Origin of the sequence: Streptomyces flavovariabilis, assembly GCF_000725785.1 — a bacterium.
GTDB lineage: Bacteria > Actinomycetota > Actinomycetes > Streptomycetales > Streptomycetaceae > Streptomyces > Streptomyces hawaiiensis.
The window spans coordinates 75386-87230 of the sequence record NZ_JNXD01000015.1 but is presented as its reverse complement, the minus strand read 5'-3'; the positions used below and the strand labels follow the sequence as shown (position 1 = coordinate 87230).

Genomic DNA, 11845 nt, shown 5'->3' with positions numbered 1-11845 from the left:
CGTTCCTGTGACCCCACCGCGGATGCGCCGACGACCCACACCGTCGGCGCGTGGCGTAAAGACTACGGGGCGGCGGTGACGGCGACAGCCGCCGGCGACGGCTGTGACAGGGCCGGTACGTGCCGGCCGGTCCGTCGCGGGGACGCCGTCAGGCGGAGGCCGTCAGATCCCCGCGCCGGGGTGTCGCGAAGCTCTCCAGGTCCGCCCGGGTCAGGCCGGCCAGGCGGGCGACCTCCCCGATGTCCAGGGCGCCGCAGTCCAGGCCGCGCAGCAGGTAGCCGCTGAGGGCCTTGGCGGTTGCGGGCTCGTCCATGACGTCGCCGCCGGTGCGGTTGGCGTAGCGGGACAGGCGGGCGGCGGCCTGCTCGAAGCCCTCGCGGTAGAAGGCGAAGACGGCCGCGTAGCGGGTGGGGATGTGGCCGGGGTGCATGTCCCAGCCCTGGTAGTAGGCGCGGGCCAGGGCGCGGCGGGTGAGGCCGTAGTGCAGGCGCCAGGCGTCGTGGACCTTCGCGGTCGGGCCGACCGGCAGGACGTTCGTCGAGCCGTCCGAGACGCGCACGCCGGTGCCGGCCGCCGCGACCTGCATGACGGCCTTGGCGTGGTCCGCGGCGGGGTGGTCACTGGCCTGGTGCGCCGCGGAGACGCCGAGGCAGGCGCTGTAGTCGAAGGTGCCGTAGTGCAGGCCGGTGGCGCGGCCCTCGGCGGCCTGGATCATGCGGGCGACGGTGGCGGTGCCGTCGGCGGCGAGGATGGACTGGCTGGTCTCGATCTGGATCTCGAAGCCGATCCGGCCGGGCTCGAGACCGTGCGCCTTCTCGAAGGCGTCCAGGAGTCGCGCCATGGCGGTGACCTGCTCGGCGTACGTCACCTTCGGCAGGGTGATTACCAGACCGTCGGGCAGGCCGCCGGACTCCATCAGGCCGGTCAGGAAGATGTCGAGGGTGCGGATGCCCCGGGCGCGTACGGGCGCCTCCATGCACTTCATGCGGATGCCCGTGTACGGAGCGGCGGTGCCGTCCTCGTAGGCCTCGGCGACGATCCGGGCGGCGCGGGCGGCGGCCTCGTCCTCCTCGGCGTCGGGGCGGTTGCCGTAGCCGTCCTCGAAGTCGACGCGCAGGTCCTCGATCGGCTCGCGTTCCAGCTTGGCGCGCACGCGCGCGTGGACGGGCTCGGCGAGTTCCTCGGAGAGTCCGAGGACGGCGGCGAAGGACGCGGCGTCCGGGGCGTGTTCGTCGAGGGCGGCCAGCGCCCGGTCGCCCCAGGAACGGACGGTGTCGGCGTCGAAGACGTCGCCGGGTACGTAGACGGTGTGGACGGGCTGGCGGGTGCCGGGGTCCCCGGGGTAGCGGCGCTCCAGCTCCGCGTCGACCGGCGCGAGGGAGGCGCTGATCTCCTCGCTGACGGCGCCCGCGAGGCTCGTCGCCACCTGCTCCTGCTGGCCCTGACCCATTCCGAGACCCTCCTTTTTCCGCTTTACGGAATCAACAATCCGTAGAGCGAAGTTATCGGCCGACCTTCGACCTGGTCAACACTGTCGTGAAGTGGGGTTCCCCATCCTTCACCTCCGGTCGCCGCAGACCCACCCTCTTCTTCCGTATTCAGAAGGCAAGCTTCATCCTGACGTGCAAGGGGAGGGAGACCACGTGTCGAACGAGGTCGGAGTGACGCGCCGCCACGGGCTCAAGGCAGCGGCGGCCGCCGCCATCACAGGGCCGCTGCTCACCACCGCGGGCCCCACACAGCCTGCTTCCGCCGGCGAGCACCCGGGCGCCCTGAACGTCATGACGTTCAACGTCCGCTTCGGGACGGTCGTCGACAGGACACCGCGCTGGGACGTGCGCCGACCGGTGATGCGGGAACTGCTGCGCCGCGAGCTACCGCACCTCATCGGCACCCAGGAAGGGCTCTACCGGCAAGTGCGCGCGATCGAGAAAGATCTCGGCGGGCACTACGACTGGATCGGCACCGGCCGCGGGGGCGGCAGCAAGGACGAGTTCATGGCGATCTTCTACGACACGCGCAGACTCGACCCGATCGAGTTCGATCACTTCTGGTTGTCCGACACTCCGTACACGATCGCCTCGAACACCTGGGACGCGGACTGGCTGCGCATGGTGACCTGGGTCCGTTTCGCCGATCTCGCCGACGGGGGACGGGAGTTCTACGTCCTCAACACCCACTTGGACAGCGTCAGCCAGTACGCCCGGGAACGCTCGGCGGGGCTCATCGGCGAGACGATCGCCGGGTGGGACCGGTCGTCACCGGTCATCGTCACCGGCGACTTCAACGCGGCCGCCCACGACAACCGGGTGTACGACCTCATGCTGGACATCGGACTGGTGGACGCCTGGGACACGGCGGCCTCACGGGGTCCGGTGTACGGGACGCACCACGGCTACCGGGCGCTCAGGCCCGGCGGGCGGCGCATCGACTGGATCCTCACCACACCCGGGGTGACCACGCACTGGGCCGGGATGAACACCTTCAGCATGGACGGGACGTATCCGAGCGACCATCTGCCGGTGCAGGCCTCGATGACCCTGGGATGAGAAGAGGCCCCCGTGACCGTTCGCGCGGTCACGGGGGCCTTCCTCAGCCGGGTCGATCAGCCCTTGCGGGTCTTGATCTCCTCGGTCAGGGCCGGGACGACGTCGAAGAGGTCGCCGACGACGCCGTAGTCGACGAGGTCGAAGATCGGGGCCTCGGCGTCCTTGTTGACCGCCACGATCGTCTTCGAGGTCTGCATACCGGCGCGGTGCTGGATCGCGCCGGAGATGCCGTTGGCGATGTACAGCTGCGGCGAGACGGACTTGCCGGTCTGGCCGACCTGGTTGGTGTGCGGGTACCAGCCGGCGTCCACCGCGGCACGCGAGGCACCGACGGCCGCACCGAGGGAGTCGGCGAGCGCCTCGATGAGTGCGAAGTTCTCCGCGCCGTTGACGCCACGGCCACCGGAGACCACGATCGCGGCCTCGGTCAGCTCCGGACGGCCCGTCGACTCACGCGGCGTACGGCCGGTGACCTTGGTGCCGGTGGCCTGCGCGGAGAAGGACACCGACAGGGCCTCGACCGCGCCGGCGGCCGGGGCGGCCTCGACGGCGGCGCTGTTGGGCTTGACCGTGATGACCGGGGTTCCCTTGGAGACACGGGACTTGGTGGTGAAGGACGCGGCGAACACCGACTGGGTGGCCACGGGACCGGAGTCGCCGGCCTCGAGGTCGACGGCGTCGGTGATGATGCCCGAGCCCAGACGCAGCGCCAGACGGGCGGCGATCTCCTTGCCCTCGGCGGAGGACGGCACCAGCACGGCGGCCGGGGACACGGCCTCGACCGCGGCCTGGAGGGCGTCGACCTTCGGTACCACCAGATAGTCGGCGTACTCGGAGGCCTCGTGCGTGAGGACCTTCACCGCGCCGTGCTCGGCGAGCGCGGCGGCGGTGTCACCGGCACCGTTGCCCAGCGCGACGGCGACCGGCTCGCCGACGCGGCGGGCCAGGGTCAGCAGCTCCAGGGTGGGCTTGCGGACGGCGCCGTCCACGTGGTCGACGTAGACGAGAACTTCAGCCATGGGACTTCTTCTCTCCTGCTTGCGAAAGATGAGGGACGGATCGCGACTGCGTCGGGCCTAGATGAACTTCTGGCCCGCGAGGAACTCAGCGAGCTGCTTGCCGCCCTCGCCCTCGTCCTTGACGATCGTGCCCGCGGTGCGGGCCGGGCGCTCGGCGGCGCCGTCGACCGTGGTGTAGGCGCCCTCCAGGCCGACCTCCTCGGCCTCGATGTCGAGGTCGGACAGGTCCCAGGACTGAACCGGCTTCTTCTTGGCCGCCATGATGCCCTTGAAGGACGGGTAACGGGCCTCGCCCGACTGGTCGGTCACGGACACGACCGCCGGGAGGGAAGCCTCCAGGTTCTCCGAGGCGGCGTCACCGTCGCGGCGGCCCTTGACCGTGCCGTCCTCGACGGAGACCTCGGACAGCAGGGTGACCTGCGGGACACCCAGACGCTCGGCCAGCAGCGCCGGCACGACGCCCATGGTGCCGTCGGTGGAGGCCATGCCCGAGATGACCAGGTCGTAGCCGGCCTTCTCGATCGCCTTGGCCAGGACCAGGGAGGTGCCGATGGCGTCGGTGCCGTGGATGTCGTCGTCCTCGACGTGGATCGCCTTGTCGGCGCCCATGGACAGCGCCTTGCGCAGGGCGTCCTTGGCATCCTCGGGGCCCACCGTCAGAACGGTGATCTCCACGTCGTCGTCGGAGTTCTCGGAGATCTGCAGCGCCTGCTCGACCGCGTACTCGTCGAGCTCGGAGAGCAGACCGTCCACGTCGTCCCGGTCGACGGTCAGGTCATCGGCGAAGTGCCGGTCGCCGGTGGCGTCGGGCACGTACTTCACAGTGACAACGATCCTCAAGCTCACGCCGGCTCTCCTACTGCATCGTCATTTCCATGCTGCCTACTTGCAGGCAGCATAGGCGCCTCTAGCGTCCGATCCCGGTCGGGGCGACCCACGCCCCGAGCGAAATATTACTCGTCAGTACACCCAGTTCGTTCCCGCTAAGCAAGCGCTTTGAACTGTGACCTTCGCAACGCAGCGTAACCGGAACTCGACGGTCACGCAGCCCGGGGGGCGCCCGGCTCAGTCGCGCAGACGCTGGAATCGTCCCTGGTGGTAGAGGAGCGGACGGCCGGTGCCGGTGGGGTCGCCGTGCACGACCTCGGCGAGCACGATCCGGTGGTCACCGGCGGGCACGCGCGCGACGACCCGGCCCACCAGCCAGGCGAGCACGCCGTCGAGCACGGGAACGCCCTCGGGTCCCTCCCGCCAGGCGGTGGGCGGACCGAAGCGGTCGGCGCCGCTGCGGGCGAAGGTGGCGGCCAGCTCCTGCTGGTGCTCACCGAGGATGTGGACGCCGACGTGGTCCGCCGCCGCGATCGCGGGCCAACTGGAGGAGCCCGTGCCGACCCCGAAGGACAGCAGGGGCGGCTCGGCGGAGACGGACGTCAGGGACGTGGCGGTGAATCCCACCGGACCCGCCTCGCCGCCAGCGGTGATGACGGCGACTCCCGCCGCGTGCCGCCGGAAGACCGAGCGCAGGAGGTCGGGCGTGGCGAGAAGATCCGCAGGCATGGGGTCAGGCTGACGATAACCGGTACGCGCAGTCAAGCTCGTTCCGTGATGTGGGAGATGGCTCACTGGCGGCGCCCCACCCGTCACACCGCCTCCCCGAGCGCGGCGATCACGTCGGCCTTGCGCGGCTGCCCCGTGGCACGCCGCACCACGCGGCCCTCGGCGTCCAGGACCAGCACGGTCGGGGTCTTGAGGATGTCCAGCCGCCGTACGAGGTCCAAGTGGGCCTCGGCGTCGACCTCGACGTGGGTCACGCCCGGCACCAGGCCGGCGACCTCGCCGAGGACCCGCCGGGTCGCCCGGCAGGGCGCGCAGAACGCGCTGGAGAACTGCACGAGCGTGGCCCGCCGGCCGAGTTCCGCGCCCAGTTCCGCCGCATCGAGCCGCTTGCCGTCGTCCCGCCCGCGCACTCGTACTCTCCCGCTCCGCCGCCGTTGCAGCACTCCGTAGGCGCTCGCCGCCGCGAGCACCACCACGCACACCAGAAGTCCGGTCATCATCTGCTGCAAGCGTTCACGAGACCGCAAAGATTCCCGCCCTCGATACGGTGCCGCGTTACGGAATGCTTGGTTCCTATGGACATCGATGCGAGAGGGCCGCGTTTCGGCGCGGCCGTCACGGCCGCCGTCCTGGCGGTCGTGCTGGTCACGGGGAGCGTCTGGCTGCTGGCCTGGCAGACGCTCGCGTTCCTGCTGGGCGCGGCGGGCGGGGTGGGCCGGTCCCCGTACGGCCTGCTGTTCGCCAGGGCCGTCCGGCCGCGGCTCGGGCCGCCGACAGAGTTCGAGGCGCCCGAACCGCCGCGTTTCGCCCAGGTGGTGGGTCTGTTTTTCGCCGGACTCGGGCTCGTGGGCTACGCCGTGGGGCCCGGCTGGCTGGGGCTCGCGGCGACCGGCGCCGCGCTCGCCGCCGCCTTCCTGAATGCGGCGTTCGGGTACTGCCTGGGCTGCGAGTTGTACCTGCTCGTGCGGCGGGTGACGGTCCGCGCGGAGTAATGGGGGCGCAAAAGCACGAGGTGGGAAGCGGCGAGTGACGTGACGAGAATCTCGCCGCCGACGGGCACGAGGACTGGCTACCCGGCCGTTCTTCGGGCACGATCTGCGACAAGCCGTAAACCTACGGCTGCGTAACTTCTCCACTGGGAATCCCTTCCCAGGCAGAGCAGGAGGGTCCGACCCGCCCATGGCAGAGCTCGTCTACCGTCCCGTCGTCGGTTTCGCCCGCACGCTGTTCAAGGTGTGGGATCTCAAGATCGACTGTCAGGGTTCGGAGAACATCCCGCGCTCGGGCGGCGCCGTACTGGTGAGCAATCACATCAGCTACCTGGACTTCGTCTTCGACGGCCTGGCGGCGCTGCCGCAAAAACGTCTCGTGCGTTTCATGGCGAAGGAGTCCGTCTTCCGGCACAAGATCTCCGGCCCGCTGATGCGCGGGATGAAACACATCCCCGTGGACCGCAAGCAGGGCGAGGCGGCCTACGCGCACGCCCTGGACTCGCTGCGGTCGGGCGAGATCATCGGGGTCTTCCCGGAGGCGACGATCTCGCAGTCGTTCACGCTGAAGAGCTTCAAGTCGGGCGCCGCGCGCATGGCCCAGGAAGCCGGTGTCCCGCTGATCCCGATGGCGGTGTGGGGCACGCAGCGGCTGTGGACCAAGGGCCACCCGCGCAACTTCAAGCGCAGCCACATCCCCATCACGATCCGGGTGGGCGAGGCGATCGAGGCCTCCCGTGACAAGTACGCGGGCGCCATCACGCGGCAGCTGCGCGAGCGCGTCCAGGAGCTCCTCGAGGCAGCGCAGCGCGCCTACCCCGTCCGCCCCAAGGGCCCGGACGACACCTGGTGGATGCCGGCCCACCTCGGCGGCACGGCCCCGACGCCGGAGCAGGTGCGGGCGGCCGAGACGCACTGACGCCCGCCCGGGCGGCGCTCAGGCGGAGGACTCCGGAGCGCGGACGGCGATGTCCGCTCCCGGGCTGAACTTCGCCAGCAGCTCGGCGAGTTCCGCAGCGGCCGCCGCCACCTCGGCGACCGGCATGGGGGCCAGGCTCTCCAGCAGGAAGATGCCCGACGTCGTCTGCTCGGTGAGCCGGGTGCGCGGTCCCTGGCGCCAGTTCCAGCGGCGGCAGGTCACGCCCGCGTCGTCGCGCCACACCACTTCGCCCGCGTCGGGGTGCTCGACGCTCTCCTCGCCGCCGACGACGGTCGCGAAGTCCTCCTCCCCCGTGGCGCGGATCAGGCGCATGCCGCCCTCGACGCGGTCGATGTCCTCGCCGCCGACGGGGATCAGATGGGCGACGGAGACGGCGTTGTAGAGGTCGACGAGCAGATTGATGCGGGGCAGCCCGGCCTCCGACAGGGCCCGTTTGGCCAGCGCCTCCGCGGAGTTGCGGGTGCGGGACGGCTTCGAGCCGAACGCCGTGTAGGTCTCGCGCCACGCGGCCATGTGCGGGTCCTCGTGCGGGGCCCGGCCGTCCAGTCGTACGGCGAGCCGGCGCGCCGCGTCGTCCAGCAGCGCCGAACTGGCGTCACTGCTCGGCCCGTTGACCAGGCCGTGCGCCTCGATCGCGCTGTGCGTGAAACCGGGCGCGAGAGCGCGTACGTCGTCGGACACGGTCAGCGTGAGCGTCATGGTCGCCTTGCCTCAGAGTGCGGTGGGGAGCGTCTGCCAGAGGTGCGGCCGGTCGCGAGCTGCTGTGAGGGCATCCAGCACGACCGGATGCGGTGCAGCATACAAGACTGGGTAGTCCAGTTCATTGGACGCGGGATCGGGCAGGAAGGCGAGCCGCTCACCATCGAGGGAGAACTGCGCATCGACACCGGGCTTGTTGCCCCGGGGGTCCTGCCGGTGCCACGCCCCGTTGAACCGCACGGCGACCAGCCCGTGCACCACCCCGAGCTTCTGATAGCACAGCGCGGTGGGGATGTCCTCGGCGCGGAGCAGGGCGGCCAGGGCGTGGGCCTTGGCGTAGCAGACGCCGGTACGCTGCTCCAGGACGTCGGAGGCACGCCAGGTGACGCGGAGATCGCCGGAGTCCTGCGAGTGCGGAATGGTGTCACGCACGAACGTGAAGGCCGCTCGTGCATATGCATACGAGTCGTCCACTCCGTCGGCGAGCTTCGCCGCCGTTTCGCGCACGAGCGGGTGATGGTGGTCTATGGCCTCGTCGGCGGCAAGATAAGCCGAGAGGTCGAGGGTTTCCTGGATCAGCTGCATGCGGGCAGAGCGTAGGGAGGGACCCAGCACCGGGTCAATCCTTTTACGCTCTACCGCATACCTATGCAGACATGTGGAGGATTGTCGGCGGCGAGGGCGGCCCTAGCGGGCCATCTCCTCCTTCAGCGCCGCCAGGAAGGCATCCACGTCGTCCTCGGTCGTGTCGAAGGCGCACATCCAGCGGACGTCGCCCGCGGCCTCGTCCCAGAAGTAGAAGCGGAACCGCTTCTGGAGGCGCTCGCTCACGTCATGGGGCAGGCGGGCGAAGACCGCGTTGGCCTGCACCGGGTAGAGGATCTCCACGCCGTGCACGGCCCGCACGCCCTCGGCGAGGCGCTGGGCCATCTCGTTGGCGTGACCGGCGTTGCGCAGCCACAGGTCCCGGGCGAGCAGGGCCTCCAGCTGCACCGACACGAAACGCATCTTGGAGGCGAGCTGCATGGACAGCTTGCGCAGGTGCTTCATGTGGCTGACGGCGTCCTGGTTGAGGACCACGACGGCCTCGCCGAACAGCGCGCCGTTCTTCGTGCCGCCCAGGGAGAGGATGTCGACGCCGGCGGCGTTGGTGAGCGTCCGCATCGGGACGTTCAGGGTGGCGGCGGCGTTGGCCAGCCGGGAGCCGTCCAGGTGCACCTTCATGCCGTGCGCGTGGGCGTGCTCGCACAGGGCCCGTATCTCCTCCGGCGTGTAGACCGTGCCCAGTTCGGTGGCCTGGGCGATGGAGACCACCTGCGGCATCGCCCGGTGCTCGTCGTCCCAGCCGTACGCCTGCCGGTCGATCAGCTCCGGCGTGAGCTTGCCGTCGGGCGCCGGAACGGTCAGCAGCTTCAGGCCGCCGACCCGCTCCGGGGCCCCGCACTCGTCGACGTTGATGTGGGCGCTCTCGGCGCAGATCACCGCGCCCCAGCGGTCGGTGACCGCCTGGAGCGCGACGACGTTCGCGCCGGTGCCGTTGAAGACCGGGAACGCCTCGGCCGTGGGCCCGAAATGGCTGCGGATCACCCGCTGGAGGTTCTCGGTGTACGCGTCCTCGCCGTACGCGACCTGATGCCCGCCGTTGGCCAGGGCCAGGGCGGCGAGGACCTCCGGGTGGGCCCCCGCGTAGTTGTCACTGGCGAAACCGCGGACTTCGGGGTCGTGATGACGGCGGGCGTCGGTCTTCGGCGGGTTCACGGCTTCTCGGTGAGCCACAGACGGTTTCCGTTCACTTCGGCGGCGGGCTTCTCCCAGACCTTGGTGATGGCCTCTGCCAGGTCCTTGACGTCGGTGAAGCCCGCGAACTTTGCGTTGGGCCGATCGGCGCGCATCGCGTCGTGGACCAGCGCCTTCACCACCAGGATCGCGGCCGCCGACGTCGGCCCCTCGGCGCCCCCGGCCTTGCGGAAGTAGTCCGCCATGGCCAGCGTCCACGCCTCGGCCGCCGCCTTGCCGGCCGCGTACGCGGCGTTGCCCGCGGTGGGTTTGCTGGCGCCCGCGGCGCTGATCAGCACGTACCGGCCGCGGTCGCTGCGCTGCAGCGCCTCGTGGAAGGCGAGGGAGGTGTGCTGCACGGTGCGCACGAGCAGCATCTCCAGGAAGTCCCAGTCGTCGAGACTGGTCCGGGTGAAGGTCTCGCTGCCGCGCCAGCCGCCGACGAGGTGGACCAGGCCGTCGACGTGGCCGAAGTCCTTCTCGATGCGGGTGGCCCAGTCGCGGGTGGCCCCGAGGTCCAGCAGATCGACGGTGTCACCGGTGACGGTGGCGCCACCGGTCGCGTAGCTCGCCGCGTCGACCGCCTCCGCCAGCCGTTCCGGATCGTTGTCCGAGCCGATGACGGTCGCACCCGCCTCGGCCAGCCTGAGCAGCGCGGCCCGGCCGGCGGGTCCGCCCGCTCCGGCCACCGCGATCACCGCACCGCTGAGCGCCCCGTTCCCCATGATCTTCGCCTCCTGAGCAGTGTTCCCGGTCTGCCGATCGCTCATGCGGCGATCCGCTCGGCGCTGTCCGCCGTGATGCCCTTGGTGGAGGCGATCACGTTCTTCAGCTTCTTGGAAAGTGCCTCATAGAACATGCTCAGCGGAAACTCGTCCGGAAGCACGTCATCGACGAGTTTGCGCGGCGGCTGCGTCGTGTCCAGCGCCTCGGGGCCCTTGGCCCACTTCGAGCCCGGGTGCGGGGAGAGGTAGGTGGAGACCAGCTCGTATCCGGCGAACCAGTGGACGAGCTTCGGGCGGTCGATGCCGTCGCGGTACAGGTCCTCGATCTCGGCGCACAGCTGGTTGGTGACCTGCGGGGCGCGCTCCCAGTCGATGGTGAGCTTGTTGTCGGTCCAGCGGACGACGTCGTGCTTGTGCAGGTAGGCGAAGAGAAGCTGACCGCCGAGGCCGTCGTAGTTGCGGACCCGCTCGCCGGTGACCGGGAAGCGGAACATGCGGTCGAAGAGGACCGCGACCTGCACGTCACGGGCCTGCTGGACGCCCTCCCCGGCCAGCTTCACCGCCTCCTTGAAGGCGGTGAGGTCGCAGCGCAGCTCCTCCAGGCCGTACATCCAGAACGGCTGGCGCTGCTTGATCATGAACGGGTCGAACGGCAGGTCGCCGTGGCTGTGGGTGCGGTCGTGGACCATGTCCCACAGGACGAACGCCTCCTCGCAGCGCTTCTGGTCGTGGACCATCGCGGCGACGTCCTCGGGCAGCTCCAGACCCAGGATGTCGACGGCGGCGTCGGTCACCCGGCGGAAGCGGGCGGCCTCGCGGTCGCAGAAGATGCCGCCCCAGGTGAACCGCTCCGGGGCCTCGCGCACGGCGATGGTCTCGGGGAACAGGACGGCCGAGTTGGTGTCGTAGCCGGACGTGAAGTCCTCGAACTTGATGCCGCAGAACAGCGGGTTGTCGTAGCGGGTGCGCTCCAGCTCGGCCAGCCAGTCCGGCCAGACCATGCGCAGCACGACCGCCTCGAGGTTGCGGTCCGGGTTGCCGTTCTGCGTGTACATCGGGAAGACGACGAGGTGCTGGAGGCCGTCCGCGCGGCTCGCGGCGGGCTGGAAGGCCAGCAGCGAGTCGAGGAAGTCGGGCACCTGGAAGCCGCTGTCGGCCCACCGGGTCAGGTCCTTGACCAGGGCCTCGTGATAGGCGCCGTCGTGCGGGAGCAGCGGGGAGAGCTCCAGGACGGCGTCGGCGACCTGGCGGACCGCGAGCTCGGCGTCGGCCGGGTCGGGCGCGCCCTCGGCGTCGAAGTCGATCGACCCGTCCTTGGACTGCCATGGCCGGATCCGCTCCACGGCATCCTTGAGCACGGGCCATGCCGGGTGCTCCACCACCCTGGCCACGGGAGGAAGACCTTCCTCCGAACCCACCTGCACAAGAATTTCCGTCATGTCCCACCTTCCACGGGAGAATCTCACGTATGCAGACCGTATACACACGAGGTTCCTCCCAGCAAGGGTGAACCCGGGAAATTATCCTGCCTCACCCTGCCCTTCACCGCACTTTTTCCTGTCGGTCACGCTTCTGCCCGGATGCGCGGCGA

13 protein-coding genes are annotated in these 11845 nt (G+C 70.1%); 3 read left to right on the top strand and 10 right to left on the bottom strand.

The window, feature by feature from the left end; all coding sequences use genetic code 11:
• Window positions 1-148: 148 nt before the first annotated feature.
• Window positions 149-1450, bottom strand: coding sequence for a DUF6986 family protein (locus IO24_RS0125470; protein WP_031139252.1), 1302 nt, complete (start codon window positions 1448-1450; stop codon window positions 149-151).
• Between the two features lie 193 nt (window positions 1451-1643).
• Here IO24_RS0125470 and IO24_RS0125465 point away from each other — a divergent pair, with 193 nt between their 5' ends.
• Window positions 1644-2549 carry an endonuclease/exonuclease/phosphatase family protein gene (locus IO24_RS0125465; RefSeq protein WP_031139249.1) on the top strand — a complete coding sequence of 302 codons (906 nt, stop codon included), beginning with the start codon at window positions 1644-1646 and terminating at the stop codon, window positions 2547-2549.
• Between the two features lie 56 nt (window positions 2550-2605).
• Here the strand turns inward: IO24_RS0125465 and IO24_RS0125460 are convergent, their stop codons facing one another.
• From IO24_RS0125460 to IO24_RS0125445, 4 genes are all read right to left on the bottom strand, one after another.
• Window positions 2606-3568, bottom strand: coding sequence for an electron transfer flavoprotein subunit alpha/FixB family protein (locus IO24_RS0125460; RefSeq protein WP_031139247.1), 963 nt, complete (start codon window positions 3566-3568; stop codon window positions 2606-2608).
• Window positions 3569-3625: 57 nt separating this feature from the next.
• Window positions 3626-4414 carry an electron transfer flavoprotein subunit beta/FixA family protein gene (locus IO24_RS0125455; RefSeq protein WP_031139245.1) on the bottom strand — a complete coding sequence of 263 codons (789 nt, stop codon included), beginning with the start codon at window positions 4412-4414 and terminating at the stop codon, window positions 3626-3628.
• 219 nt (window positions 4415-4633) lie between these two features.
• On the bottom strand, window positions 4634-5125 hold the full coding sequence (locus tag IO24_RS0125450) for a flavin reductase family protein (protein WP_107063018.1): 492 nt from the start codon (window positions 5123-5125) through the stop codon (window positions 4634-4636).
• Between the two features lie 83 nt (window positions 5126-5208).
• Window positions 5209-5622, bottom strand: a complete 414-nt coding sequence (locus tag IO24_RS0125445; protein ID WP_078899385.1) for a thioredoxin family protein — start codon at window positions 5620-5622, stop codon at window positions 5209-5211.
• A gap of 78 nt (window positions 5623-5700) precedes the next feature.
• Here IO24_RS0125445 and IO24_RS0125440 point away from each other — a divergent pair, with 78 nt between their 5' ends.
• Together IO24_RS0125440 and IO24_RS0125435 are read left to right on the top strand one after the other, a co-directional pair.
• Window positions 5701-6117 (top strand): DUF4395 domain-containing protein, encoded by a 417-nt coding sequence (locus tag IO24_RS0125440; RefSeq protein WP_031139239.1) that lies wholly within the window; start codon window positions 5701-5703, stop codon window positions 6115-6117.
• A 187-nt stretch (window positions 6118-6304) separates the two neighbouring features.
• Entirely contained in the window at window positions 6305-7033 is a 729-nt protein-coding gene (locus IO24_RS0125435) for a lysophospholipid acyltransferase family protein (RefSeq protein ID WP_031139237.1), read from the top strand.
• Between the two features lie 18 nt (window positions 7034-7051).
• Here the strand turns inward: IO24_RS0125435 and IO24_RS0125430 are convergent, their stop codons facing one another.
• From IO24_RS0125430 to IO24_RS0125410, 5 genes are all read right to left on the bottom strand, one after another.
• Window positions 7052-7753 (bottom strand): B3/B4 domain-containing protein, encoded by a 702-nt coding sequence (locus tag IO24_RS0125430; protein ID WP_031139235.1) that lies wholly within the window; start codon window positions 7751-7753, stop codon window positions 7052-7054.
• Window positions 7754-7765: 12 nt separating this feature from the next.
• Complete coding sequence (locus tag IO24_RS0125425; protein ID WP_031139233.1) at window positions 7766-8338, bottom strand: transglutaminase domain-containing protein; 573 nt, start codon at window positions 8336-8338, stop codon at window positions 7766-7768.
• A gap of 102 nt (window positions 8339-8440) precedes the next feature.
• Window positions 8441-9511: a threonine aldolase family protein gene (locus IO24_RS0125420; RefSeq protein WP_031139232.1), complete on the bottom strand. Its 1071-nt coding sequence runs from the start codon at window positions 9509-9511 to the stop codon at window positions 8441-8443.
• Window positions 9508-10254, bottom strand: a complete 747-nt coding sequence (locus tag IO24_RS0125415) for an SDR family oxidoreductase (protein WP_031139230.1) — start codon at window positions 10252-10254, stop codon at window positions 9508-9510. Before IO24_RS0125415 ends, IO24_RS0125420 begins: the two co-directional genes overlap by 4 nt.
• A 41-nt stretch (window positions 10255-10295) precedes the next feature.
• Window positions 10296-11693, bottom strand: a complete 1398-nt coding sequence (locus IO24_RS0125410) for a DUF6421 family protein (RefSeq protein WP_031139228.1) — start codon at window positions 11691-11693, stop codon at window positions 10296-10298.
• Window positions 11694-11845 lie beyond the last annotated feature (152 nt).